Below are 23,046 nucleotides of genomic sequence, written 5' to 3'. Positions count from 1 at the left end.
TTTGTAAAATTCGAATGACTTCTAAGATTGGCCTAAAACATATTCATGCAATTGCACCATACGTTGGTGGGCGCCCCATTAGCGAAGTTGCGCGTGAATATGGTCTAGATGAAAACAAGATTGTGAAGTTAGCATCCAATGAGAATCCATTGGGTATGCCCAAGTCCGCACAAGACGCAATGCTTAAAGCTGCGAGTGATCTGGGACGCTACCCAGACTCTAACGGTTTTGAGCTGAAGAATGTTCTCTCCACTTCACTAGATGTGCCATCCGATTGGATTACGCTGGGTAATGGCAGCAATGATATTTTGGAGTTAGCAGCACGTGCTGTAGCGCAGGTTGGTGATGAAGTCATTTTCTCCAAGCATGCCTTTGCGGTTTACCCGCTGGCAACGCAAGCAGTTGGCGCTAAAGCAGTGGAGGTATCAGCAACCGCTACCTATGGCCATGACCTGCCAGCAATGTTGGCTGCGGCGAGGTCTGCTGGTGATAAAGCAAAGTTGGTTTTTGTAGCTAATCCCAATAATCCCACTGGAAGTTATCTCACAGCAAAAGAGATTGAGGACTTCCTGCTAGCTATTCCGTCACATGTAGTAGTAGTGTTGGATGAGGCTTATAACGAATACCTGACCCCTGAGCAGCGCTACGATGCCATTGCCTGGGTTAAGCGCTTTCCTAATATGATTTTGTCGCGTAGCTTCTCTAAGGCGTATGGCCTTGCAGGTTTACGTATCGGATATGGTGTTGCTCAGTCTCACCTAACGGATTTATTAAATCGTATACGCCAACCATTCAATGTAAATAGTCTTGCTCAGGCCGCAGCGATTGCAGCATTTCAAGACAAAGCATTTTTACAGCAAGGATTTGAGCTTAATTGCTCTGGCTACAAGCAACTTACAATGGCCTTTGATGAATTAGGTCTGGAGTATCTACCATCTGCCGGCAACTTTGTATTGGTCAAGGTTGGTGAAGATGATCAAGCGGGTGCGCGGATCAACTTAGAGCTACTGAAGCGCGGCATTATTGTGCGACCAGTGGGGAATTATGGTTTGCCACAGTGGTTGCGCATCTCCATTGGTTTGTCAGAAGAGAATGCGGCATTCATCGCTGCCTTAAAAGATATTCTGAAATGACGATCATTCATCCTGCAAGCAATTACGGCACAGTCACGATTGTTGGTGTTGGTCTCATCGGTGCATCTTTAGGATTGGCCCTTAAGAGATCTGGCGTTGTCACTAAAGTTTTGGGAGTTGGTCGTAGCAAAGAAAATTTAGAGCAAGCCCAAAAGATGGGCGCGATTGATGGCGTAGTAGATTTAGTGGAGGCTACTAAGCAGTCAGATGTGATTGTGTTGTGCATGCCAGTCGCACAAATGCGTACTGCATTTGAGGTTATGGAGCCACACCTTGAGCCGCGCACCATGATCACTGATGCAGGTAGCACTAAAGGTGATGTCATATTGGCCGCCAAAGAAGTGTTGGGCAAGAAAGCATGTCAATTTGTTCCTGCGCATCCCATTGCTGGCGGTGCTCAGCATGGCGCCGCAGCTGCTAAAGCAGATTTATTTCAAGGCAAACAAACCATCATTTGTCCTTTGCAAGAAAACTCTCCAGAAGACACCGCATTAATCATCGGCTTTTGGGAGTCGGTAGGATCGATAGTTAAAAAGATTGGTGTTGTACAACACGATGCAATTTATGCGGCTGTATCGCATTTACCGCACATCCTGTCTTATGCCTTAATGGCCAGCGTAGTCAATTCTGAAGATGCCGAACAAAAGTTAGGTCATGTTGGGGCCGGGTTTAAAGATTTCACGCGCATAGCGGCATCCAGCCCAGAGATGTGGCGTGACATTTGCTTGGGTAATCGCACAGCAATTTTGAAAGAACTTGATCAGTACTTACTCATCGTTAATCACATGCGCAAGTTGATTGCTGAGAATGATGGTGCTGGATTAGAAAAATTATTTAATAAGGCGAGTAAAGCACGTCAAGATTTGGATGCAACTGAATGAGTGGTTTGCCAAATATCAGTATTGGTCCATTCAAGCGAGCGCAGGGCTCGATTGTGTTGCCAGGCTCAAAGAGTATTTCAAACCGTGCACTACTGCTCGCGGCACTTTCCTCAGGAACCACCACTCTCAAAAACTTATTGGATGCAGATGACACGCAAGTTATGAGAAATGCCCTGCGACAGCTAGGCTTGTCTATCACTGATAAAGCTGACAAAGTTTGCATAATTGAGGGTTGCGGTGGAAAATTTCCGGTGCGTGATGCTGACCTCTTTATGGGAAATGCAGGTACTGCAATTCGTCCTTTGACAGCAGCACTGGCAATGCAGGGTGGCAACTATCGTTTATCTGGTGTTGCCCGCATGCATGAAAGACCTATTCGTGATTTGGTCGATGGCTTGCGTCAAGTAGGCGCCAAGATTGAATATGAATTACAAGAGGGCTATCCGCCAATCAAAATTTTGGCATCTGATATTCAAATTAAAGATGTCGTTAAGGTTCGCGGCGATGTATCAAGTCAATTCTTAACGGCATTATTGATAGCCTTACCATTAGTTGCAAATCAGCCAGTGCGCATTGAAGTCATTGGTGAACTCATTTCTCGTCCATACATTGATATCACCTTAAAACTGATGGCGCGCTTTGGGGTTGAAGTCGCTTGTCCTGATGCGCAATCGTTCATCATTCCTGCAAAAATCTCGGAGTCTGTGTACAAGAGCCCAGGGCAACTATCCGTGGAAGGTGATGCTTCATCAGCCTCTTACTTCTTGGCGCTAGGCGCCATTGGCGGTGGCCCGGTAAGAGTTCTGGGCGTAGGTAATGACAGTATTCAAGGGGATGTAGCGTTTGCTGATGCACTGGCATTAATGGGCGCAAATATTTCTGCTGGTGAAGATTGGGTTGAGGTTGCAGGCGTTAAAAATGTAAACGGAAAATTGAACGGCATTACGATCGACTGCACAGAGATTCCGGATGCAGCAATGACCCTTGCTGTTGCAGCTTTATTTGCAGAGGGACCAACGCGCTTAAACAGTATTGCTAGCTGGCGCGTTAAAGAAACTGATCGTATCGCGGCTATGACAAAAGAGTTGAAAAAGGTTGGCGCTATTGTTGAAGAAGGTGCGGACTATATTATTGTGCAGGCGCCAGTATCTCAAAGCGATTGGCGCTCCCCAAGCGAAGGTATTGATACTTATGATGACCATCGCATGGCGATGTGTTTTTCTCTCGCCGCCTTTGGGCCAAATGCGCTCAAGATCAATGATCCCAATTGTGTTGCCAAAACTTTTCCAAGCTACTTCGCTGAATTTGCGAAAGTCGTAAGTGAATAAAAATACGATTTCATGAGTAATTTCCCGGTGATCGCAATTGATGGGCCCACTGCCTCAGGCAAAGGAACTGTTGCCTCTTTGGTTGCTGAAAAATTAGGCTTTCATTATTTGGATAGCGGGGCACTCTATCGCCTCGTTGCTCTCGCTAGTGAAAAACAGGGTATTGACGTCAAAAATGGCTCAGAATTGGGTCTTTTGGTACCTAAGTTATTGATTTCATTCAAAAATGGTCAGATCTTTCTGAGTGGTGAGGATGTCACAGATGCTATCCGCACAGAAAATATCGGCTTAAGAGCTTCTGCTTTAGCGGTTCACCCCGAGGTGAGGGCTGCTTTGGTGGGGCTACAGCGCAGTTTTCGCCAATTCCCAGGGCTAGTGGCTGACGGTAGAGATATGGCTAGTGTCATATTCCCAGACGCTGTTTTGAAGGTTTTTCTCACAGCAACGGCTGCCGCCAGAGCTGAACGTCGCTATAAGCAATTGATAGCTAAGGGAATTTCTGCTAAACTTTCCGACTTACTGCAAGATTTGCAGGAGCGGGATGCCAGAGATAGCAGTAGAGGTGCAGCCCCCCTGTTAGTAGCAGAAGGAGCAAAAGTGCTTGAAACATCAGATCTTTCGATAGATCAGGCAGTTAAGACGGTTTTAGATTGGTATCAATCTGCAATTGTTTAGTTTTGTTGGAAGTAAGCAGCAAGGTAGTACGTAGTAGTTTTGGCGTCTTGAGAAACTCCACAACGCGTTCATTTCATCAGCGTGTTTCTTTAAGACTTTTTTAACCTAACCCGTCGGGCCTTCTGACGGCACAAAGTGAATATACATGTCTGAATCATTTGCAGAATTATTTGAAGAATCATTAACCCGATCGAATATGAAGACCGGCCAAGTTATTTCGGCTGAAGTTCTTCGCATCGACCATAACTTCGTCGTTGTTAACGCTGGCTTAAAGTCTGAAGCGTTTATTCCTGTTGAAGAATTCCATAACGACGCTGGCGAGATTGAAGTAGCTCCCGGCGATTTCGTTTCTGTTGCTATTGACGCCCTCGAAAATGGCTATGGCGACACCATCCTCTCCCGTGACAAAGCGAAGCGCTTGGCATCATGGTTGAATTTGGAAAAAGCTCTTGAGCAAGCTGAGATCGTTACCGGTACTGTTACCGGTAAGGTTAAAGGTGGCTTGACTGTGATGGTTAACGGTATCCGCGCATTCTTGCCAGGATCACTCGTTGATACACGCCCAATTAAAGACACCAGCCCTTACGAAGGTAAGACGATGGAGTTTAAGGTTATCAAGCTCGACCGTAAGCGTAACAACGTAGTGTTGTCACGTCGTGCAGTTGTAGAAGCTAGCCAAGGTGAAGAGCGTGCTAAGTTGATGTCTAACCTTAAAGAGGGTGCAGTAGTAACTGGTCTCGTTAAGAACATCACTGATTACGGCGCATTCGTTGACCTCGGTGGTATCGATGGCCTCTTGCACATTACCGATTTGGCATGGCGTCGTGTGCGTCACCCAAGCGAGATGTTGACTGTTGGTCAAGAAGTTACCGCTAAGATTTTGAAGTTCGATCAAGAGAAGAACCGTGTTTCGCTCGGCGTGAAACAACTTGGTGATGATCCATGGGTTGGTATCGCACGTCGTTACCCACCAAATACGCGTTTATTCGGCAAAGTAACCAACTTGACTGATTACGGCGCGTTCGTTGAAATCGAATCTGGTATCGAAGGTTTGGTACACGTTTCTGAAATGGATTGGACTAACAAGAACGTTGCTCCAAGCAAAGCTACTGCATTGGGCACCGAAGTTGAAGTGATGGTTCTTGATATTGATGAAGATAAGCGTCGTATTAGCTTGGGCATCAAGCAGTGCAAAGCAAATCCATGGGAAGAGTTTGCACGTTCACAACAAAACGGTGACAAGCTATCTGGTGCCATCAAGTCTATTACTGACTTCGGTGTGTTCATCGGCTTGCCTGGCGGCATTGATGGTTTGGTTCATCTCTCAGACCTCTCATGGAATGAGCCTGGTGAAGAGGCTGTTAAGAAATACAAAAAAGGTGATGAAGTTGAAGCCACTGTATTGGCAATCGATGTTGAGAAAGAGCGTATCTCTCTCGGTATCAAGCAATTGTCTGGCGATCCATTCAACAACTACACATCCGTTAACGATAAAGGTGCTTTAGTTACCGGCACTGTTAAAGCGGTTGATGCCAAGGGTGCAACAATTCACTTGGCTGATGAAGTTGAAGCTTACTTGCGCGCTTCCGAGATCTCAACAGATCGTGTTGAAGATGCACGCAATGTTTTGAAAGAAGGCGATAGCGTTACAGCGATGATCATCAACATTGATCGTAAGTCACGCGTTATCAATCTTTCAATCAAAGCAAAAGACAGCTCTGACCAACAAGATGCAATGAACAAGCTCCAGGGTGATGCGCAGTCTGGCACAACCAATTTGGGCGCTTTGTTGAAAGCAAAATTGGATAATCAAGGCTAAATCAATATCGCCGCTTTCCTTTGGGAGAGCGGCGGTTTTTTATTGATAGATCATGACAGATCAAGAGCAACAGGCAATTACTCGCTCCGAACTCGTGGAGAGTCTCGCGAGGCAGTTCCCGCAACTTCTACCAAGAGACGTGGAGTTGGCGGTAAAAACATTGCTGGACACAATGACTCAAGCTTTGGCTGAGGGTAAGCGTATTGAGTTGCGCGGCGTGGGAAGTTTTGTACTTCATCATCGTCCTGCACGCACCGGTCGTAATCCAAAGTCTGGCGAGAAGGTTTTGATTCCAGAAAAACGCGTTCCGCACTTTAAGCCCGGTAAAGAATTGCGCGAGCGAGTAGATTACAAGCCACTGAAACAGGCGGGCCCCAAAGAGGGTTCTGGTGCCTAGTATTCTGGCTCATCCTCAGTGGTCCGTTCGGGCCATTTTTTTATTCGGGTTCTGCACACCATGATTCAGATGGCGACTTCTTGGCTGCTGCTTCTGCCGGTTATGTTTGGCATTGGCTGGGTGGCATCACGTTGGGATTTGCGTCTTGAGAATCGCATGGATGAGCGTGAGCGTATGCGTCAACAGCGCTCTACTTTTAAAGGTCTTAGCCTCTTATTAAACGAGCAACCTGATCAAGCGATAGAAACGCTTGTGAAGATTGCGCAACTGGATCCAGAGACCGTTGAACTTCATTTCTCACTCGGCAACTTGTTCCGTCGTCGCGGTGAAACTGAGCGCGCTATTAAAGTGCACCAGCATTTAGCCAATCGCGATGACTTAAAGCCTCGTGATCGTGATCACGCTGCCTATGAGCTGGGTCGAGATTTCTTACGTGCTGGTTTATTAGATCGCGCCGAAGCATCGCTTAATCGTGTGGGTAATGGTAAGTATGCTGTTCCAGCAAAGGAAAGTTTGCTGGAGATGTATCAAGTTGAGCGTGATTGGAAAAAAGCGATCATCGCTGCAACTGAGCTTGAAGGTCTACAAGGTAAATCGCATCATACTGAGATTGCTCAGTTTCATTGTGAATTGGGTCAAGATGCATTACGTCGTAAAGACCTAGTAGATGCGGAGCATTCAATTGCACGAGCTTTGCAGGCGGTACCTAATCATGCCCGCGCACTAATTTTGCAAGGCGATTATTTAATGGCAGTAGATCGACCAGCGCAAGCGATTGAAGCCTGGAGTTTGGTTGCTGCATCCCATCCTGCTTACATGCATTTATTGGCTGATCGCTGGATGATTGCTCATGTAGCGCTAGGCAAAGAGAATGAAGGACTAGACCGTCTTTGTGAGTTACTCAAGACCCAAGCATCTGGTGAGTTGCTAGATATTGTTCACAAGCAGGTCATGAAAATTCGTGGACCACAAGCTGCTAATGTCATGCTTTCTGAAGTGATGCAACACTCACCAAGTTTGAGCGCACTTTCAAAGCTAGCAGAGACTCGTTTGGCGTTAGAAGAAGGTAACGCTAATCCTGAGAGGCTTTCTGAGTTGCAATCCATTCTGCATCTCTTGCGCCAGCGTACTACGAGCTTGGCTCGTTATACCTGTGGTAATTGTGGTTTCCGTGCGCGCCGTTTTTATTGGCAGTGTCCTGGTTGTAATAATTGGGAGGCATACTCCCCAAGACGTTCTGAAGGTGTCGCCCCTAGCGGCCCTTCCATGTAATACCATTTGAATAATAGATACATAGAGATTATTAGGGGTTCACTTGAAAGTTACGATTATCGGCAGTGGTTACGTAGGCTTAGTTACCGGCGCTTGTCTTGCTGAACAAGGCAATAATGTTTTTTGCTTAGATTTGGATCTCAAGAAGATCGAGATTCTGAACTCTGGTGGTGTGCCAATCTATGAGCCAGGCCTTAAAGAAATGATTGAGCGCAATCGTGCCGCCGGTCGCTTGCAGTTTTCTTCCGATATCGCTGCTTCTGTAGCTCATGGGGATATTCAATTTATTGCGGTAGGAACTCCCCCTGATGAGGATGGCTCAGCAGACTTGCAATATGTAGTTGCGGCGGCTCGTAATATTGGGCGTCATGCAACAACGCCAAAGGTGATTGTTGATAAATCTACAGTTCCTGTAGGAACGGCCGATAAGGTTCAGGCAGCCATCATTGAAGAACTTGAAAAAAGAAAGTTACCGTTGGACCTCTGCTCGGTAGTGTCTAATCCAGAGTTCTTAAAAGAGGGGGCTGCTGTAGAAGACTTCATGCGCCCAGACCGTATCGTGATTGGTACAGAAAATACTCCCGCTGGCTTGCGTGCTAAAGAACAAATGCGTAAGTTATATGCCCCATTTAACCGCAATCATGAGCGTACGTATTATATGGACGTGAAGAGCGCAGAGTTAACGAAGTACGCCGCGAATGCGATGTTAGCTACCCGTATTTCGTTTATGAATGAGTTGGCTAATTTAGCCGATCTAGTAGGTGCCGATATTGAGCATGTCCGCCAAGGCATCGGTTCAGATTCTCGTATTGGTTTTGGTTTCTTGTATCCAGGCACGGGTTATGGTGGCTCCTGCTTCCCTAAGGATGTGTCCGCTCTGTCTAAAACTGCCAAGGAGCATGGCAGAGAGCTAAAGATTCTTGATGCTGTAGAGGCGGTGAATGAGTTACAGAAATACACCTTAGTTCATAAGATTGATAAACGCTTTGATCATGATCTTAAGGGCATGAAATTTGCTTTATGGGGCCTAGCCTTTAAACCGAATACCGATGATATGCGTGAAGCACCTAGTCGCGTGATTATTCAAGAATTAGTAAAGCGTGGGGCAGAAGTAGTTGCTTATGATCCGGTCGCTATGCCCGAAGCTCAACATGCACTTGCGCTCGACTTTAAGAGCAACCCAGAGGGTCTAAAAAAGGTTTCGATGACTGCTGACCCCATGACAGCGTTGGAAGGTGCTGATGCCTTGGTGATTGTGACTGAGTGGAAAGCATTTCACACGCCAGATTTTGATCTAGTCATGCAAAAACTCAAGCGACCCATCATCTTTGATGGTCGCAATCTGTACGAGCCTGCTTCTATGCAAGAGTTGGGTATTGAATACTACGGCATTGGACGACATAATTAAGTAACGCTGCAATATTTAAAAGTAAAAAATATTCACATGGAAAAAGCGAACCGCGAACAATTCTCAAAAGCCCGCCTATTGGTGGTGGGCGATGTGATGCTTGATCGCTATTGGTTCGGTGATACGCATCGTATTTCTCCCGAGGCACCAGTTCCAGTGGTGCAGGTGGGAAAAATTGATGAGCGCTTAGGCGGTGCGGCAAACGTTGCGCGTAACGTGGCTGCATTGGGTGCGCAAACAACCATTCTTGGTATTGTTGGAAAAGACGAGCCAGGACAGCGTGTTATTGATTTACTGAAGTCTGGTGGTGTTGATAGCCAATTAGAAATTGATGTAGACGTGCCCACGATTGTGAAGCTGCGGGTCATTGCACGACAGCAGCAACTCATTCGTCTGGATTTTGAAGAGACCCCAAGTGAAAAAGCCTTGGCGCATAAGCTAGAGCGTTTTGAGAAGTTGGTCGGCTCTGCTGACGTAGTGATTCTGTCTGATTATGGTAAAGGTGCGCTGGGACAAGTAGCTCATATGATCGAGCAGGCTAGAGCACAAAACAAAATGATCTTGGTCGACCCTAAGGGGGAAGATTATGAAAAATATCGAGGTGCTACTGTCTTAACGCCAAATCGTAGTGAGCTTCGACAGGTTGTGGGCCAGTGGACCAGCGAAGAGGATCTCACAAAGAGAGCGCAAGACCTCAGAAAGTCACTGAATTTAGAGGCATTATTGCTTACACGTTCTGAAGAGGGTATGAGTTTGTATACCGAGTCAGGTGTTAGTCACGTGAAAGCGCAAGCGAGAGAAGTATTCGATGTATCTGGCGCAGGCGATACCGTGATTGCAACCTTGGCGGTTGCCTTAGCTGCGAAATGGCCTCTAGAAAAGGCGATGGCTTTGGCAAATCGTGCTGGTGGTATTGTGGTTGGTAAGCTAGGTACAGCTACCGTTACTTCAGAGGAATTACAGTGACCATTATCGTAACCGGCGCCGCGGGGTTTATTGGCGCGAATATTGTTCAGGCACTCAATGCGCGTGGTGAGAAAAACATCATTGCAGTAGATGATCTACGTCCTGCAGATAAATATCGCAATCTTGCTGATCTAGACATTATTGACTATCTTGATAAAGACGAATTTCTAGAAGCATTTCGAAGTGGTCGCTTTGGTAAAGTGAAAGCCGTATTCCATGAGGGTGCATGCTCCGACACCATGGAGACCGATGGCATCTTTATGATGGCGAACAATTATCGCTATACCATGGACTTGTTAGATATCTGTACAGCTCAGAAAGTACAGCTCCTATATGCATCTTCTGCTGCAACTTATGGTGGCTCAGATGTTTTTGTGGAGAGTCGTGAGCATGAGAAGCCTCTCAATATCTACGGCTACTCTAAATTTTTGTTTGATCAAGTGATGCGTAAGCGCTTTGCTGAAAATGCGAATACTGCGCAAGTTGTCGGCTTTCGTTACTTCAATGTCTATGGTCCGCGCGAGTCTCATAAAGGTCGCATGGCTTCAGTTGCCTTTCATCAATACCATCAATACAAGGCTAATGGCCATGTAAAACTTTTTGGCGAATATGGCGGCTATGGTGCTGGTGAGCAAAGTCGTGACTTTGTTTCAGTGGAAGATGTAGTCAAGGTCAACCTGTTCTTCTTGGATCATCCAGAAATCAGTGGCATTTTTAATTTAGGTAGTGGACGCGCACAGCCCTTTAACGATGTTGCTCACGCTGTAGCAAATGCGATGCGTAAGCTAGATAAAGCTCAGCCAGCTACTTTGCAAGAATTAGTAAAAGAAAAAGCGATTGAGTACATTCCATTTCCTGATGCACTCAAGGGAAAATATCAGTGCTTCACGCAGGCGGATTTAACAAAGCTGCGCGCAGCAGGCTATCAAGAACCCTTCTTAAATGTTGAGCAAGGTGTAGGGCGTTATATCGAGTGGTTGGAAGCCAATTCTGGTTTCTTGGCAAACCCGCTGTAAGGCGGTCAACTCAAAACCTCATTCTTCGTTGTAAACGATTCACGCGCACCTTGTGCTCGTGGATTTTTATTTACTACGGAGAATATATGACAAGAAATTTCAATAATAGAAGTGTCGCTTTTATGAGATCTGCATTAGCTTCAGCGATGCTCACAATTGCTTCGTTTGGGCTTGCGAATGCTTCACCGATCAATGTCAATACAGCCACCCAGACCGAATTGGAGAGTATTAAGGGAATCGGCCCATCAAAAGCAAAAACCATCATCACCGAACGTACCGATGGTGGTCATTTTCAAGATGCCAATGATTTGCAGAAACGCGTGCGTGGTATTGGCATGAGATCGGTTGAAAAAATGGTGGATAACGGATTGACAATAGAGGCACCAAGCTCCTTTCGGGAGCCTAATGGTCGCACCAAGAAGGAAGGTGGAGCCTCTTCTAGACGTAATTCGCGTAATCAGGGTGGTAATCGTAATCAGCCAGAGCGTACGACGCCACATCGCCGAAATTAAACCCTTTAGGGCATAGGATTGCTTATGGCTAAAATGATTACATGAGCAAACCTTCTTACCTAACAATTTCACAAACTGTAGGCAATACGCCATTAGTACGCCTACAGCGTATTCCCGGTTTAGATAACGAGAATCGCAATAATGTGATCTTGGGTAAGTTAGAGGGCAATAATCCAGCTGGGTCGGTCAAAGATCGACCCGCGCTGTCGATGATCATGCGTGCACAAGAGCGCGGCGAAATTAAACCTGGTGATACCTTGATTGAGGCAACCAGCGGCAATACTGGAATTGCTTTAGCGATGACTGCTGCCATGTTGGGCTACAAGATGATCTTGGTCATGCCAGAGAACCAAAGCATCGAACGGCGTCAGAGTATGGCTGCTTATGGCGCAGAGTTGATTCTGACTGCTGCAACAGGTGGTATGGAGTTTGCCCGCGATTATGCTTTGCAACTGCAGCGTGAAGGTCGTGGCAGATTATTAGATCAATTTGCTAACCCAGATAATCCCAGAGCCCATATTGAAACAACTGGACCGGAGATTTGGCGCGATACCGATGGGCAGATTACCCATTTTGTCTCTGCAATGGGTACCACTGGCACAATCACAGGTGTATCCACTTATCTCAAGTCGATGAATCCTGCGATTCAGATTATTGGTGCGCAACCCGAAGAGGGTTCTCAAATTCCTGGTATTCGAAAGTGGGCGCCAGAGTATTTGCCGAAGATTTATCAAGGCGATCGCGTTGATCGTATCGAGTACGTAACGCAAGCAGATGCTGAAGATATGGCCAGACGTTTGGCGGTTGAAGAGGGAATCTTCTGCGGTATTTCAGCGGGAGGTGCGCTAGTAGTGGCTTTGCGTATTGCTCGTCAGGTAGAAAATGCCACCATCGTCTTCATAGTATGCGACCGTGGTGATCGCTACTTATCTACAGGCGTGTTCCCAGCCTAACCCGCACTCTGCAATGAATTTGATTTCGGTTTTTTCTTAGCGCTAGATTTTTTAGCACCTTTTACTTTTGACTTCTCTGAGCCACCCTTAGTGCTTGCAGACTTTTTAGTGGTATCAAAAGGTACAACGCTTTGATTTTTGTAGCCAAGTGCTTCTGCAAACTCTGCAACACTTTGCGCATAGAAGTAACTACGGTTGTATTGCACAATTGTTAGAAAGTTATTTAAGCCGACAAAGTACTGTGCTTGATCGATACCGTCTTTATCGGGGTAGGGTAGATCTACAATGAGCGCCTTACTTTGAGGATCAACTCCTCCATTCTGCAGGTCTCCTTGCGCAGGTAAGAGAATGCCTTTCTCGATGAGGTCTGCAACGGTGTATTTCAGTTGCGGTTCACCGTCAGCCAATTGCTTTGCTGCTGTAATGGCATTTTCTTGTACTGGAAAAGAAATAGGCATGCCAGTTTGCCAGCCATGTCTTTTCATAAAGTTCGCTACGCTAGCAATTGCATCCTTAGGGTTTTGTTTGAGGTCGATACGACCATCACCATCTCCATCGACTGCAAAACTACGAATACTACTTGGCATAAATTGTGGCAAACCAATAGCACCCGCATATGAGCTATTTTGATTGAGACAGGCATTGAAGCGAGCAGGGTTAAGACCTTGAGCGCTATGCTTTGCGGGTAGCTTGCCACCAGCTTCAGTCCAACACATCAGAATGAGTTCTTGAAGTTGATCTTTGAATAGTTGTTCCCGGGCACTCTTATTGGGAGTATCTGGATAACTAAAGGCTAAAGTAGATAAAACATCTTTCACACGGAAGTTGCCGGTCTGGCGACCGTATATTGTCTCAATGCCAATAATGGCCACAATAATCTGCGCAGGCACACCGGATTCTTGCTCTATTTGGTTCAAAAAGGCTTGATTTTCTTCCCAAAATGCCTTTCCAGCCTTCAGACGCACGGGCTCAATGAAGCGCTTGCGATATGCAAGCCAATTTTTCTTAAAAGCGCCCGCTGGGGGTAATACCAATTTGCGTATCGGCGGAATCGTTTTAGCATCTAGGAAGTCGTTTTCTAGGCTCTGAAGAGGGATTTCATAGGTTTGTGAGACTTGGATCAATAAAGCACGCAGGCTTTGACTATAACGTGCCTCAGTGGCCGCATCATCAGCTTGGTTTACGATGGATTGTTGGGTATCGCCCTGTTGAATAGGGGCGTTTGAGCAGGCGCTAAGAACAAGCGTGAGAAGTAGGCATGAGATATGAAATTTCATGCGCAAGGACCAGGATTTTTGAGTATTAAGCACAATTCATTAGATTATAAAAAATATAGTTTTGCTATTAAGGATTACAGCTGATGACAACAGGATACATAACCCACCCAGATTTTCTAAAACATGAGATGGGAAGTCATCATCCAGAGTGTCCTGAACGGATCCAAGCGATTAACGATCAAATGATTCGCAGTGGGGTTGATCGTTTTTTGCATCACTTAGATGCTCCTTTGGCGAGTGAAGACCAGCTAGAGCTAGTTCATAGCCCCGATCACATTGCATTTGTCAAAGAGCAAGCCCCTCAAAGTGGATATGCCATGCTTGATGGCGATACGATTATGAACCCCCACACCTGGCAGGCATCTTTGCGTGCCGCTGGTGCTGCTATTGCAGGTGTTGATGCTGTCATGAAGGGTGAAGTAGAAAATGTCTTTTGTGCTGTAAGACCTCCGGGACATCACGCAGAGCCAACTCGCTCAATGGGATTTTGTTTATTTGATAACGTTGCGATTGCTGCACGTTATGCCATGGAAACCTACGGCATAAAGCGCGTAGCTATTATTGATTTTGATGTGCATCATGGTAACGGTACTGAGGCAGCATTTTTCAATGACCCTAGTGTGCTGATGTGCAGTTTTTTTCAGCATCCGTTTTATCCCTACAGCGGCTTGGATCACGCCAATAACATGGTCAATGTGCCTCTGCCTGCGGCGACGCGTGGCGATGTCGTGCGATCGATTGTCGAGGAACAGTGGTTACCAGCGCTACGAAACTTTGAACCACAGCTCATTATTATTTCTGCTGGCTTTGACGCGCATCGCGAAGATGATCTTGGCCAAATGGGCCTAGTTGAGGATGACTATGTCTGGATTACTAAGCGCTTGAAAGAGATTGCACATCAGTATGCAAACAATCGGATCGTAAGCTGCCTAGAAGGTGGCTATAACTTATCTGCATTGGGTCGCAGTGTGGTTGCTCACGTTAAAGCTTTAGCTGACATTTAAAGCATCAAAAGATTAAAGTAAAACTGTTATTGAAAGTAAAAGATGGTAAATATTTATGAACAAGGCCTAGAGCGTAATCCTGCAAACTTCACTCCGATTACTCCTCTTCTATTTTTAGAGCGCTCTGCAGAAATCTACCCAAAGAAGATCGCGGTAGTTCATGGCAAGCTTCGTCAAACTTGGGCGCAGACCTATGAGCGCTGCCGCCGCTTGGCAAGCGCTTTACAAAAGCACGGGATTGGCCTTGGCGATACGGTTGCTGTGATGCTGCCCAATACGCCCCCAATGGTGGAGGCTCATTTTGGCATTCCGATGGCTGGTGCAGTCTTGAATGCTTTAAATACTCGTTTGGATCCAGAGTCAATTGCCTTCATGCTCAATCATGGTGAGGCAAAAGTCGTGATTGTGGATCCCGAGTTCTCGGGTGTCATGAAGAAAGCGCTTGAGATCGCGAAGAAAGATTCAGGCCGTGATTTTTTAGTCATCGATGTTGAAGAAAAAGAATATGACGTACTTGGTGAGAAGTTAGGAAAACTCACTTATGAGCAATTACTAGCCGAAGGCGATCCCAACTTTGCATGGCAAGTCCCAGCAGATGAGTGGCAAGCAATTTGTTTGAACTACACCTCTGGTACTACTGGTAATCCTAAGGGCGTGGTGTACCACCATCGTGGCGCCGCAATTAATGCTGTCTCTAACGTACTAGATTGGGATATCAACAAACATCCTGTATATCTTTGGACTTTGCCGATGTTCCATTGCAATGGTTGGTGTTTCCCGTGGACCATAGCAGCACGTGCTGGCGTGAACGTTTGCTTGCGTCGGGTTGATGCGCAGCATATTTTTGCCGCTATTAAAGAGCATGGTGTGACTCACTATTGTGCAGCGCCAATTGTGCATAACCTTTTAGTGAATGCTCCTGATGAACTTAAGGCTGGCGTACCAGCAGGTGTCAAAGGCTTAATCGCAGGAGCTGCGCCTCCTGCTTCGATTATTGAGGGCATGGAGAAACTGGGCTTTGATTTAACCCATGTTTATGGTTTAACTGAAGTCTATGGCCCTGCTGCTGTCTGTGTAAAACAGGATGAATGGAATGATGTGGATATCGGCGAGCGCGCTCGTTTGAATGCGCGTCAAGGTGTGCGCTATCACATGCAGCAAGCCATTGCAGTGCTGGATCCTGAAACTATGAAGCCTGTTCCCGCAGATGGAGAAACCATGGGCGAGATTATGTTCAAGGGCAATATTGCCATGAAGGGTTACCTTAAGAACGAGAAGGCTACCAAGGAAGCTTTTGAGGGTGGCTGGTTCCATTCTGGGGATTTAGCGGTCATGAACCCAGACGGTTATGTGAAGATGAAAGATCGCAGTAAGGACATCATTATCTCTGGCGGTGAAAATATCTCCTCAGTGGAAGTGGAGGATGTTCTCTATCGTCATCCAGCCGTGATTGCTGCTGCAGTAGTGGCTAAGCCTGATCCAAAGTGGGGCGAGACCCCATGCGCATTCCTAGAGATTAAGCCTGGTATGGACGTAACGCCGGCAGACATTATTGCCCACTGTAAGCAGCATCTCGCAGGTTTCAAAGTGCCTAGAGCGATTGTGTTTTGCGAGCTGCCAAAGACTTCTACGGGAAAAATTCAGAAGTTTGAGCTGCGCAAGCAGGCAGGATCAGCATCCGCTATTGATGTCTAGGTAAACACTTGGGGCGGTAAAATAAAGATTACCCAAGTTTTTCAATAAAAATCGTATTTGTAGAGTTTGAGGATTGTGAAAGTCAGATGAAGATCTTAGTTGCGGTTAAGCGCGTTGTTGATTACAACGTCAAAGTTCGAGTGAAGTCAGATAACTCTGGCGTCGATATTGCTAACGTCAAAATGAGTATGAATCCTTTTGATGAGATCGCCGTTGAAGAGGCGGTTCGCCTTAAAGAAGCTGGTGTCGCTACTGAAGTTGTTGTTGTCACTGCAGGCGTTACTCAGTGTCAAGAAACCTTGCGTACTGCCTTGGCGATTGGTGCAGACCGCGCAGTCTTGGTAGAGACTGATACTGATTTGCAACCTTTAGCTGTTGCGAAGATTCTCAAAGCCCTCTCTGAGAAAGAGCAAGCGCAAATCATCATTCTTGGTAAACAGGCAATTGATGACGACAGCAATCAAACTGGTCAGATGTTGGCAAGTCTCTTGGATATTCCACAGGCCACCTTCGCATCTAAGGTGTTAATCGCTGATGGTAAGGCAACAGTGACTCGTGAAGTTGATGGCGGACTGGAAACAATCGCTTTAACATTACCAGTAGTCATTACGACTGACTTACGTCTCAATGAGCCGCGGTATGTGACCTTGCCGAATATCATGAAGGCGAAGAAAAAGACGATTGATATCGTCAAGCCTGAGGACTTGGGTATCGATATTGCCCCGCGTCTAAAAACTCTCAAAGTAGAAGAGCCGCCGAAGCGTAGCGCAGGTGTGATGGTTGCTGATGTAGCCGCTCTTGTTGAAAAACTCAAAAATGAAGCGAAGGTGATCTAAATGGCTGCTCTTGTTATTGCTGAACACGACAATCAATCCTTAAAAGCGGCAACCTTGAATGCAGTTGCTGCAGCCCTGCAATGTTCTCCAGAGGTGGATGTATTAGTGGCCGGTAGCGGTGCTGATGCAGCCGCTGCCTCCGCATCACAAATTACTGGTGTACGCAAAGTCATTCAAATTGATGCAGCAAATCTTGCTGATCAACTAGCGGAGCCTTTAGCAGCGCAGATTCTTTCTCTGGCTAGTGGCTATAGTCATATTCTTGCTCCTGCAACAGCATCTGGTAAGAATGTCTTGCCGCGCGTTGCCGCTAAATTGGATGTTGCTCAGCTATCTGACATTACCAAAGTGGTAAGCGCTGATACTTTTGAGCGTCCAATCTATGCAGGTAATGCAATCGCTACTGTTCAGTCTAGCGATCCTATAAAGATCATCACCGTTCGTACAACGGGCTTTGATCCTGTTGCGGGTACTGGCGGTTCTGCTGCGGTTGAGAAAGCAGCTGCGGCTGACAGCGCTGGAAAATCTTCTTTCGTCGGTCGTGAACTCACTAAGTCAGATCGTCCAGAACTCACTGCAGCCAAGATCATCGTCTCTGGTGGCCGTGGTTTAGGTTCAGGTGAAAAGTACCAAGAATTGGTTGTACCTTTGGCCGATAAGTTGGGCGCTGCCTTAGGTGCTTCACGTGCTGCAGTCGATGCTGGTTATGTTCCGAATGACTATCAAGTAGGTCAAACTGGCAAGATCGTAGCTCCACAGCTTTACGTTGCTGTTGGTATCTCTGGTGCGATTCAGCACTTGGCAGGTATGAAGGACTCCAAGGTCATCGTAGCAATCAATAAAGACCCAGAAGCACCTATTTTTGGTGTGGCAGATTATGGTTTGGTTGCAGACCTCTTTACTGCCGTACCAGAACTAACGAAAGCACTCTCGTAACTTTCAACAGTCCATCGATTTGAATTCATAGGAGTTGTAATGCCATACGTAGCCCCCGTTAAAGACATGTTATTTGTGATGAACGAGCTAGCGGGGCTATCTGATGTGGTGGCCTATCCATCTTATGCGGATGCTGGTGCAGATGTTGATTTGGCCCCAGCAATCTTAGAGGAGTCGGCAAAGTTTAATCAAGATGTTGTGGCGCCACTCAATTGGACTGGCGATCAAAAGCCGAGCTCATTAAAAGATGGTGTAGTGACAACTACCCCTGGCTTTAAAGAAGCATTTGAACAATTTGCTTCTGCAGGCTGGCAGGGCGTGATTCACCCTGCAGAGTTTGGTGGACAAGGTCTACCAAAACTGATTGCAACAGCTTGCTTTGAAATGGTTCACTCTGCAAGCCTGTCTTTTGCTTTGTGCCCAATGCTGACTGATGGTGCAATTGAGGCGCTCTTGACTGCAGCGAGCCCAGAGCTTCAAGAGCAATTTGTGCCGAGCATGATTTCTGGTGAGTGGACTGGCTCCATGTGTCTCACTGAGCCACAAGCGGGTTCTGATTTATCTATGGTGCGCTCTAAGGCTGTGCCTCAAGGTGATGGCACTTACAAAATATTTGGCACCAAGATCTATATCACCTATGGTGAACACGATATGGCCAAGAATATTGTGCATTTAGTTTTGGCTAGGACACCAGATGCGCCAGAAGGAGTTAAAGGAATCTCTTTATTCGTAGTGCCGAAGTTCTTAGTCAATGCTGATGGCTCATTAGGTGAGCGTAATGATGTTCATTGTGTATCGATTGAACATAAGCTAGGCATTAAGGCTAGCCCAACTGCTGTATTGCAGTTTGGCGATCACGGTGGTGCGATAGGTTATTTGGTTGGCGAAGAAAATCGTGGCCTGGAATATATGTTTGTCATGATGAATGCCGCACGATTTGCTGTCGGTATGCAGGGTATTGCTGTGGCAGAGCGCGCTTATCAAAAGGCAGTGCAGTACGCCAAAGATCGTGTGCAAAGTCGTGATCTTGCTGGTTCTGCTGGTCCTGTAGCCATCATTCATCAGCCAGATGTGAAGCGGATGTTAATGACAATGCGCTCTTACGTAGAGGCATCCCGTGCCTTGGCATACTACGCTGCTGCTGCCTATGATGCGCAACATGCTTCACCGGATGAGTCGGTTCGTAAAGCAAATCAATCTGTTTATGAATTTTTAGTACCGATCGTTAAGGGTTTCTCCACCGAGATGTCAATTGAAGTTGCTAGCTTAGGTGTGCAAGTTCACGGTGGTATGGGCTTTATTGAAGAGACTGGTGCGGCTCAACACTATCGTGATGCACGCATTTTGACGATCTATGAAGGTACAACTGCAATTCAGGCAAATGATCTAGTTGGTAGAAAAACTGTCCGCGATGGCGGTGCTACTGCAAAAGTACTGTCACAAAGAATTGCTGAAACAGAAAAAGAACTTGCTGCCAGTGGCAGTGCTGATGCTAAAGCGGTGCTAAAGCAGTTAACTGCTGGGCGCGCGGCATTTGATGAGGCAGTTGCTTACATCTTGGCGAACGCAAAAACAGAGACGAAAGCTGTCTACGCAGGTAGTTTTGCCTATCTCCGTTTGTCCGGCTTGGTATTAGGGGGCTGGCAAATGGCGCGTAGCTTATTAGCTGCCGAACGTTTACGCGATACTGATTCTGCTTTCTACAATACTAAGATTGCAACGGCTCGTTTCTTTGCGGAAAACTTATTGCCACAATCTGGGGCTTTAGCTACTTCAATTATTGAGGGTGGTTACTCTACCAACGCATTAGAGGTGGAGCAGTTCTAAAGCACTAATCTTTAATGAGGTTTTAGAAATTCAAAGCCAGAGCCAGAGCCAAAGCCAAAGCCAAAGCTATCCGCCGTTACTGGGATAGCTTTCTGGCTTCTTGGAGCTGCGAAATAAAGAATTGCTCAAAAGCGATCGCTAAGAATGTCATCATGACGCCTGCCCCAAGCACGAGTGAAAAGATCACAGTTAGGACCACAAGCCAACCTGATTGGCTGCGTTCATGCTCTGCAATGCCAGGATTAAATTGAGCATCCCATTTTTCATCTGGGCGCAGACCAAAGGTAATCGTAGTGAGCCAACTTGCTTCTATGGCAATAAAGCCAAAGGTCAGAAGCACCCAGCCTGGGCCGGAAATAAAGTGCGCATCTTTAAGTAAACCCCAGCCAACAAAGCCTCCAAAGAGAGCAAAAAATTGTGTCCATCCCCAGAAGGATTTAACGCCCTGCAAGTAAAAGCAATTTAACCCAGTGCCCGGAAAAAATAATCCGAGTAGACAAAATATCAGTTTGGATTTCTTCATAAATGATCGGCGCTTCTTTATTTGTTAGTGATGGGACGTTGAATAAAACTGAGCACTTCGCGATCGGTGCCAATCATTAGTAATTGATCACCATTGCGGATGATGCTGCGATAGTCGTTCAGTTCATAGAGAAAGTCATTCTCTAATTCCATACGCTGAGGAGTGCAAGCCATCTTAGTGCTAGCAATTTTGCTCAAACTAAAACCACGCGCATCTTCATCGAGTTCTGCGGTAAAGCGATTGCATCCAGTTGATCCGCTGAGGCGTTTGCCATTGGCGTCAAAAGTTATCTGAATAGGATTGCTGGCTTCGCCCTGAGGAATCTGGCGGGTGCGTACTTCACCGTTGTTATTAGGGGGGAGGTTCCAACGCGTCAGCTCCCATTTGGTATTGCGTAGCTCACTGCTGGGTGGGCTAATTTTGGCTCCACAAGGCGGGATGATATTCGCGCATGCGGTCAAAAGCCCAAGTCCCATGCAAGAAAGTGCAATCCTGAGGCGGTTTAGAAGGCCTCGGTTGGGGTTAAAACGGACTATTTGGAATGGCATATTGATATAAGATATTGATTTATAAGTATTTTTTATTTTTCTATGGATTCTATTCTACTGGCTTAGACGCTTAAATAGGTGGAAGAAGTAGGGGTTTTCGTCTAGAATATGAGGTTTTCCGCTTTACCGTCGTTTAGTTGGTGAGCTGGAGCCCAAGATTTTTGCAGAAATTTCATTGGGTTGTAATCAACCTGTTTTCATTTTTAGATTTTAAGGAATAAGTATGGTCGTCATTCGACTGGCACGCGGCGGTTCTAAGAAGCGCCCTTTTTACAGCATTGTTGCTACTGATAAGCGTAACCGCCGTGACTCGAACTTTATCGAGCGTATTGGTTACTTCAATCCACAAGCAGCTGAATCTGAGCAAGCCATGCGCATTGCTCAAGATCGTTTGACTTACTGGACTGGTGTTGGTGCGCAAGTATCTCCAACTGTTGTTCGTTTAATTAAGAACAATCCAGCTGCTTAATATTTGTTTGCTTGAAGCTTCCACTTTGTGTCGATGCTTCAAGTTTCAAAATTAATTAGTAGTTTTATTTTGGGAAATAAGGTGACTTGCAAATGAGTACGCCTTCCCTTAATGAATTGATTGAACTTGGCGCTATATCTGAGGCGCAAGGTTTGCAGGGGCAAGTGAAAGTTAGACCTCACTCATCTGACCCTGTTGCACTTCTCTCTTCTAAAACAGTTTGGCTGTCTCTGGTCCCGCAAAGGGATGCTGGCGTTGCTGCGTCTGTTGAGCAAGCTTCATTGACGCAATACAAAGTGAAAAGCGCCAAGATGCATAGTGGCAATGTAGTTGTTGCATTAGAGGGTGTGACTGATCGCGATCAAGCCATTGCCTTAAAGGGCGCCCGTATTCTGGTGGCACGTGATGCCTTTCCAAAAGCTGAGAGCGATTCTTATTACTGGGTGGATCTGATTGGTTGTCAGGCAATCAATTTACAAAATGATGTCTTAGGTGAAGTGCTTGATGTCACTGAAAATGGCGCGCATGGTGTCATCGCTATTGGTGATGCCACCACCAAAGAAATCAAGTACCTTGTCCCCTTTGTAAAAGAAGTTGTACAAACCGTAGACTTACCTAATAAAGCAATTACGCTGGATTGGCAATTAGATTGGCAATAAGCCCTCAGCAAAAACTCAAGACATAACCATATGCGCTTTGATGTCGTTACCTTATTCCCAGAAATGTTCTCTGCACTTACGCAGTGGGGTGTTACTGGTCGCGCATGCGAACAATCTTTGGCAAGCGTCCATTTATGGAATCCGCGAGATTTTTGTGGCGACCCTCGGAAGACAGTAGATGACCGCGCTTACGGTGGCGGTCCTGGTATGGTGATGATGGTCAAACCTCTCGAGGACACCATTACAGGGGTTAAGGCAGCGCACCAGGCTGCAGGAGTGACATCTGGTCCCGTTTGTCTTTTGGCGCCCCAAGGGGAGCGGTTTTCTCAAAAAATAGCCTCAGATATTCTGAATATGGGTAATTTAACCTTCGTTTGTGGTCGATATGAGGCAATTGACCAACGGTTCGTAGATCGAAATGTGGATTTACAGTTATCTATTGGTGATTTTGTGCTTTCTGGGGGCGAAATCCCCGCTATGGCAATGATGGATGCGGTTATTAGGCTGATCCCAGGAGCCCTAGGAGATGGCGAATCTGCCACTCAGGATAGCTTTATGAACGGTCTTTTGGACTATTCGCACTACACTAGACCAGAGATTTATGAAAATTTATCCGTCCCAGACGTGCTTTTGGGCGGACATCACGCTAAAATAGCGGATTGGCGTCGGCAGAAGTCTTTAGAGCTGACGTTCAGGTTAAGGCCAGATTTAATTGATTCGGCCAGAGCCAATGGGTTGCTAACCCGAGAAGATGAACAATTTCTTCGCTCGCTGTGAATACTTTTAGTTTCCTCAGTAGTGATTTAAAGGTTTGGTTTTTGGTTTAGTGAAATTGTTTTAACTGCATCCTCTATTAGGTCCGTTGATTTAGATCTCGGGATTAAACGCTAATATGATGTTTAAGGATTAAAA

Annotated in this window: 22 protein-coding genes and 1 pseudogene; 20 read left to right on the top strand and 3 right to left on the bottom strand. The window is 46.2% G+C overall.

Going from position 1 to position 23,046, the window contains the following annotated elements:
* Positions 1–14 precede the first annotated feature (14 nt).
* The 12 genes and pseudogenes from hisC (at position 15) to cysM (ending at position 12,360) form a co-directional block, all read left to right on the top strand.
* Entirely contained in the window at positions 15–1,133 is a 1,119-nt protein-coding gene (gene hisC, locus ICV38_RS07505; RefSeq protein WP_215378850.1) for a histidinol-phosphate transaminase, read from the top strand.
* Entirely contained in the window at positions 1,130–2,014 is an 885-nt protein-coding gene (locus tag ICV38_RS07500) for a prephenate dehydrogenase/arogenate dehydrogenase family protein (RefSeq protein WP_215378849.1), read from the top strand. Before hisC ends, ICV38_RS07500 begins: the two co-directional genes overlap by 4 nt.
* A gap of 5 nt (positions 2,015–2,019) precedes the next feature.
* Positions 2,020–3,342: a 3-phosphoshikimate 1-carboxyvinyltransferase gene (gene aroA / locus ICV38_RS07495; RefSeq protein WP_215382839.1), complete on the top strand. Its 1,323-nt coding sequence runs from the start codon at positions 2,020–2,022 to the stop codon at positions 3,340–3,342.
* A 12-nt stretch (positions 3,343–3,354) separates the two neighbouring features.
* On the top strand, positions 3,355–4,017 hold the full coding sequence (gene cmk / locus ICV38_RS07490) for a (d)CMP kinase (RefSeq protein ID WP_215378848.1): 663 nt from the start codon (positions 3,355–3,357) through the stop codon (positions 4,015–4,017).
* A gap of 145 nt (positions 4,018–4,162) precedes the next feature.
* Positions 4,163–5,836, top strand: coding sequence for a 30S ribosomal protein S1 (gene rpsA / locus ICV38_RS07485; RefSeq protein WP_215378846.1), 1,674 nt, complete (start codon positions 4,163–4,165; stop codon positions 5,834–5,836).
* A 52-nt stretch (positions 5,837–5,888) separates the two neighbouring features.
* Positions 5,889–6,227: pseudogene (locus ICV38_RS07480) on the top strand (integration host factor subunit beta); the annotation flags it as partial.
* Between the two features lie 66 nt (positions 6,228–6,293).
* Positions 6,294–7,505 carry a lipopolysaccharide assembly protein LapB gene (gene lapB / locus ICV38_RS07475; protein WP_215382837.1) on the top strand — a complete coding sequence of 404 codons (1,212 nt, stop codon included), beginning with the start codon at positions 6,294–6,296 and terminating at the stop codon, positions 7,503–7,505.
* A 43-nt stretch (positions 7,506–7,548) separates the two neighbouring features.
* Complete coding sequence (locus ICV38_RS07470) at positions 7,549–8,913, top strand: UDP-glucose/GDP-mannose dehydrogenase family protein (protein ID WP_215378843.1); 1,365 nt, start codon at positions 7,549–7,551, stop codon at positions 8,911–8,913.
* A 36-nt stretch (positions 8,914–8,949) separates the two neighbouring features.
* The gene (gene rfaE1 / locus ICV38_RS07465) at positions 8,950–9,879 is read left to right on the top strand and encodes a D-glycero-beta-D-manno-heptose-7-phosphate kinase (protein ID WP_215378841.1); all 930 of its coding nucleotides are present in this window, start codon (positions 8,950–8,952) and stop codon (positions 9,877–9,879) included.
* On the top strand, positions 9,876–10,895 hold the full coding sequence (rfaD, locus tag ICV38_RS07460) for an ADP-glyceromanno-heptose 6-epimerase (RefSeq protein ID WP_215378839.1): 1,020 nt from the start codon (positions 9,876–9,878) through the stop codon (positions 10,893–10,895). The genes rfaE1 and rfaD overlap by 4 nt, the downstream gene beginning before the upstream one ends.
* Positions 10,896–11,017: 122 nt before the next feature.
* A complete protein-coding gene (locus ICV38_RS07455; RefSeq protein ID WP_251368131.1) occupies positions 11,018–11,407 on the top strand; it encodes a helix-hairpin-helix domain-containing protein in 390 nt (129 codons plus the stop codon).
* Between the two features lie 41 nt (positions 11,408–11,448).
* Complete coding sequence (gene cysM / locus ICV38_RS07450; RefSeq protein ID WP_215378835.1) at positions 11,449–12,360, top strand: cysteine synthase CysM; 912 nt, start codon at positions 11,449–11,451, stop codon at positions 12,358–12,360.
* On the opposite strand, the gene ICV38_RS07445 is transcribed toward cysM, so the two are convergent.
* Entirely contained in the window at positions 12,357–13,637 is a 1,281-nt protein-coding gene (locus tag ICV38_RS07445) for a lytic transglycosylase domain-containing protein (protein WP_215378833.1), read from the bottom strand. The genes cysM and ICV38_RS07445 overlap by 4 nt on opposite strands.
* 83 nt (positions 13,638–13,720) lie before the next feature.
* Between ICV38_RS07445 and ICV38_RS07440 the strand changes: the two genes are divergently transcribed.
* The 5 genes from ICV38_RS07440 (at position 13,721) to ICV38_RS07420 (ending at position 19,935) form a co-directional block, all read left to right on the top strand.
* The gene (locus ICV38_RS07440) at positions 13,721–14,641 is read left to right on the top strand and encodes a histone deacetylase family protein (protein WP_215378831.1); all 921 of its coding nucleotides are present in this window, start codon (positions 13,721–13,723) and stop codon (positions 14,639–14,641) included.
* 42 nt (positions 14,642–14,683) lie between these two features.
* A complete protein-coding gene (locus ICV38_RS07435) occupies positions 14,684–16,336 on the top strand; it encodes an acyl-CoA synthetase (protein ID WP_215378829.1) in 1,653 nt (550 codons plus the stop codon).
* A gap of 86 nt (positions 16,337–16,422) precedes the next feature.
* Positions 16,423–17,172 carry an electron transfer flavoprotein subunit beta/FixA family protein gene (locus tag ICV38_RS07430; RefSeq protein WP_215378827.1) on the top strand — a complete coding sequence of 250 codons (750 nt, stop codon included), beginning with the start codon at positions 16,423–16,425 and terminating at the stop codon, positions 17,170–17,172.
* Positions 17,173–18,108, top strand: coding sequence for an electron transfer flavoprotein subunit alpha/FixB family protein (locus tag ICV38_RS07425; protein ID WP_215378825.1), 936 nt, complete (start codon positions 17,173–17,175; stop codon positions 18,106–18,108). It begins immediately after the preceding gene.
* A 39-nt stretch (positions 18,109–18,147) separates the two neighbouring features.
* On the top strand, positions 18,148–19,935 hold the full coding sequence (locus tag ICV38_RS07420) for an acyl-CoA dehydrogenase (protein WP_215378823.1): 1,788 nt from the start codon (positions 18,148–18,150) through the stop codon (positions 19,933–19,935).
* A gap of 76 nt (positions 19,936–20,011) precedes the next feature.
* On the opposite strand, the gene ICV38_RS07415 is transcribed toward ICV38_RS07420, so the two are convergent.
* Both ICV38_RS07415 and ICV38_RS07410 read right to left on the bottom strand, forming a co-directional pair.
* Entirely contained in the window at positions 20,012–20,458 is a 447-nt protein-coding gene (locus ICV38_RS07415; RefSeq protein ID WP_215378821.1) for a hypothetical protein, read from the bottom strand.
* A gap of 17 nt (positions 20,459–20,475) precedes the next feature.
* On the bottom strand, positions 20,476–20,934 hold the full coding sequence (locus tag ICV38_RS07410; protein WP_251368130.1) for an META domain-containing protein: 459 nt from the start codon (positions 20,932–20,934) through the stop codon (positions 20,476–20,478).
* A gap of 295 nt (positions 20,935–21,229) precedes the next feature.
* Between ICV38_RS07410 and rpsP the strand changes: the two genes are divergently transcribed.
* The 3 genes from rpsP to trmD all read left to right on the top strand — a co-directional run bounded on the left by rpsP (position 21,230) and on the right by trmD (position 22,911).
* Entirely contained in the window at positions 21,230–21,475 is a 246-nt protein-coding gene (gene rpsP, locus ICV38_RS07405; RefSeq protein WP_068948964.1) for a 30S ribosomal protein S16, read from the top strand.
* Between the two features lie 92 nt (positions 21,476–21,567).
* A complete protein-coding gene (rimM, locus tag ICV38_RS07400; RefSeq protein WP_215378818.1) occupies positions 21,568–22,134 on the top strand; it encodes a ribosome maturation factor RimM in 567 nt (188 codons plus the stop codon).
* A 30-nt stretch (positions 22,135–22,164) separates the two neighbouring features.
* On the top strand, positions 22,165–22,911 hold the full coding sequence (trmD, locus tag ICV38_RS07395; RefSeq protein WP_215378816.1) for a tRNA (guanosine(37)-N1)-methyltransferase TrmD: 747 nt from the start codon (positions 22,165–22,167) through the stop codon (positions 22,909–22,911).
* Positions 22,912–23,046: the final 135 nt, after the last annotated feature.

It is taken from the genome of Polynucleobacter sp. MG-6-Vaara-E2, from assembly GCF_018687695.1.
Classification (GTDB): domain Bacteria; phylum Pseudomonadota; class Gammaproteobacteria; order Burkholderiales; family Burkholderiaceae; genus Polynucleobacter.
Note: the sequence above shows the minus strand (reverse complement) of the source record. Positions and strands in the feature narration are given on the sequence as shown.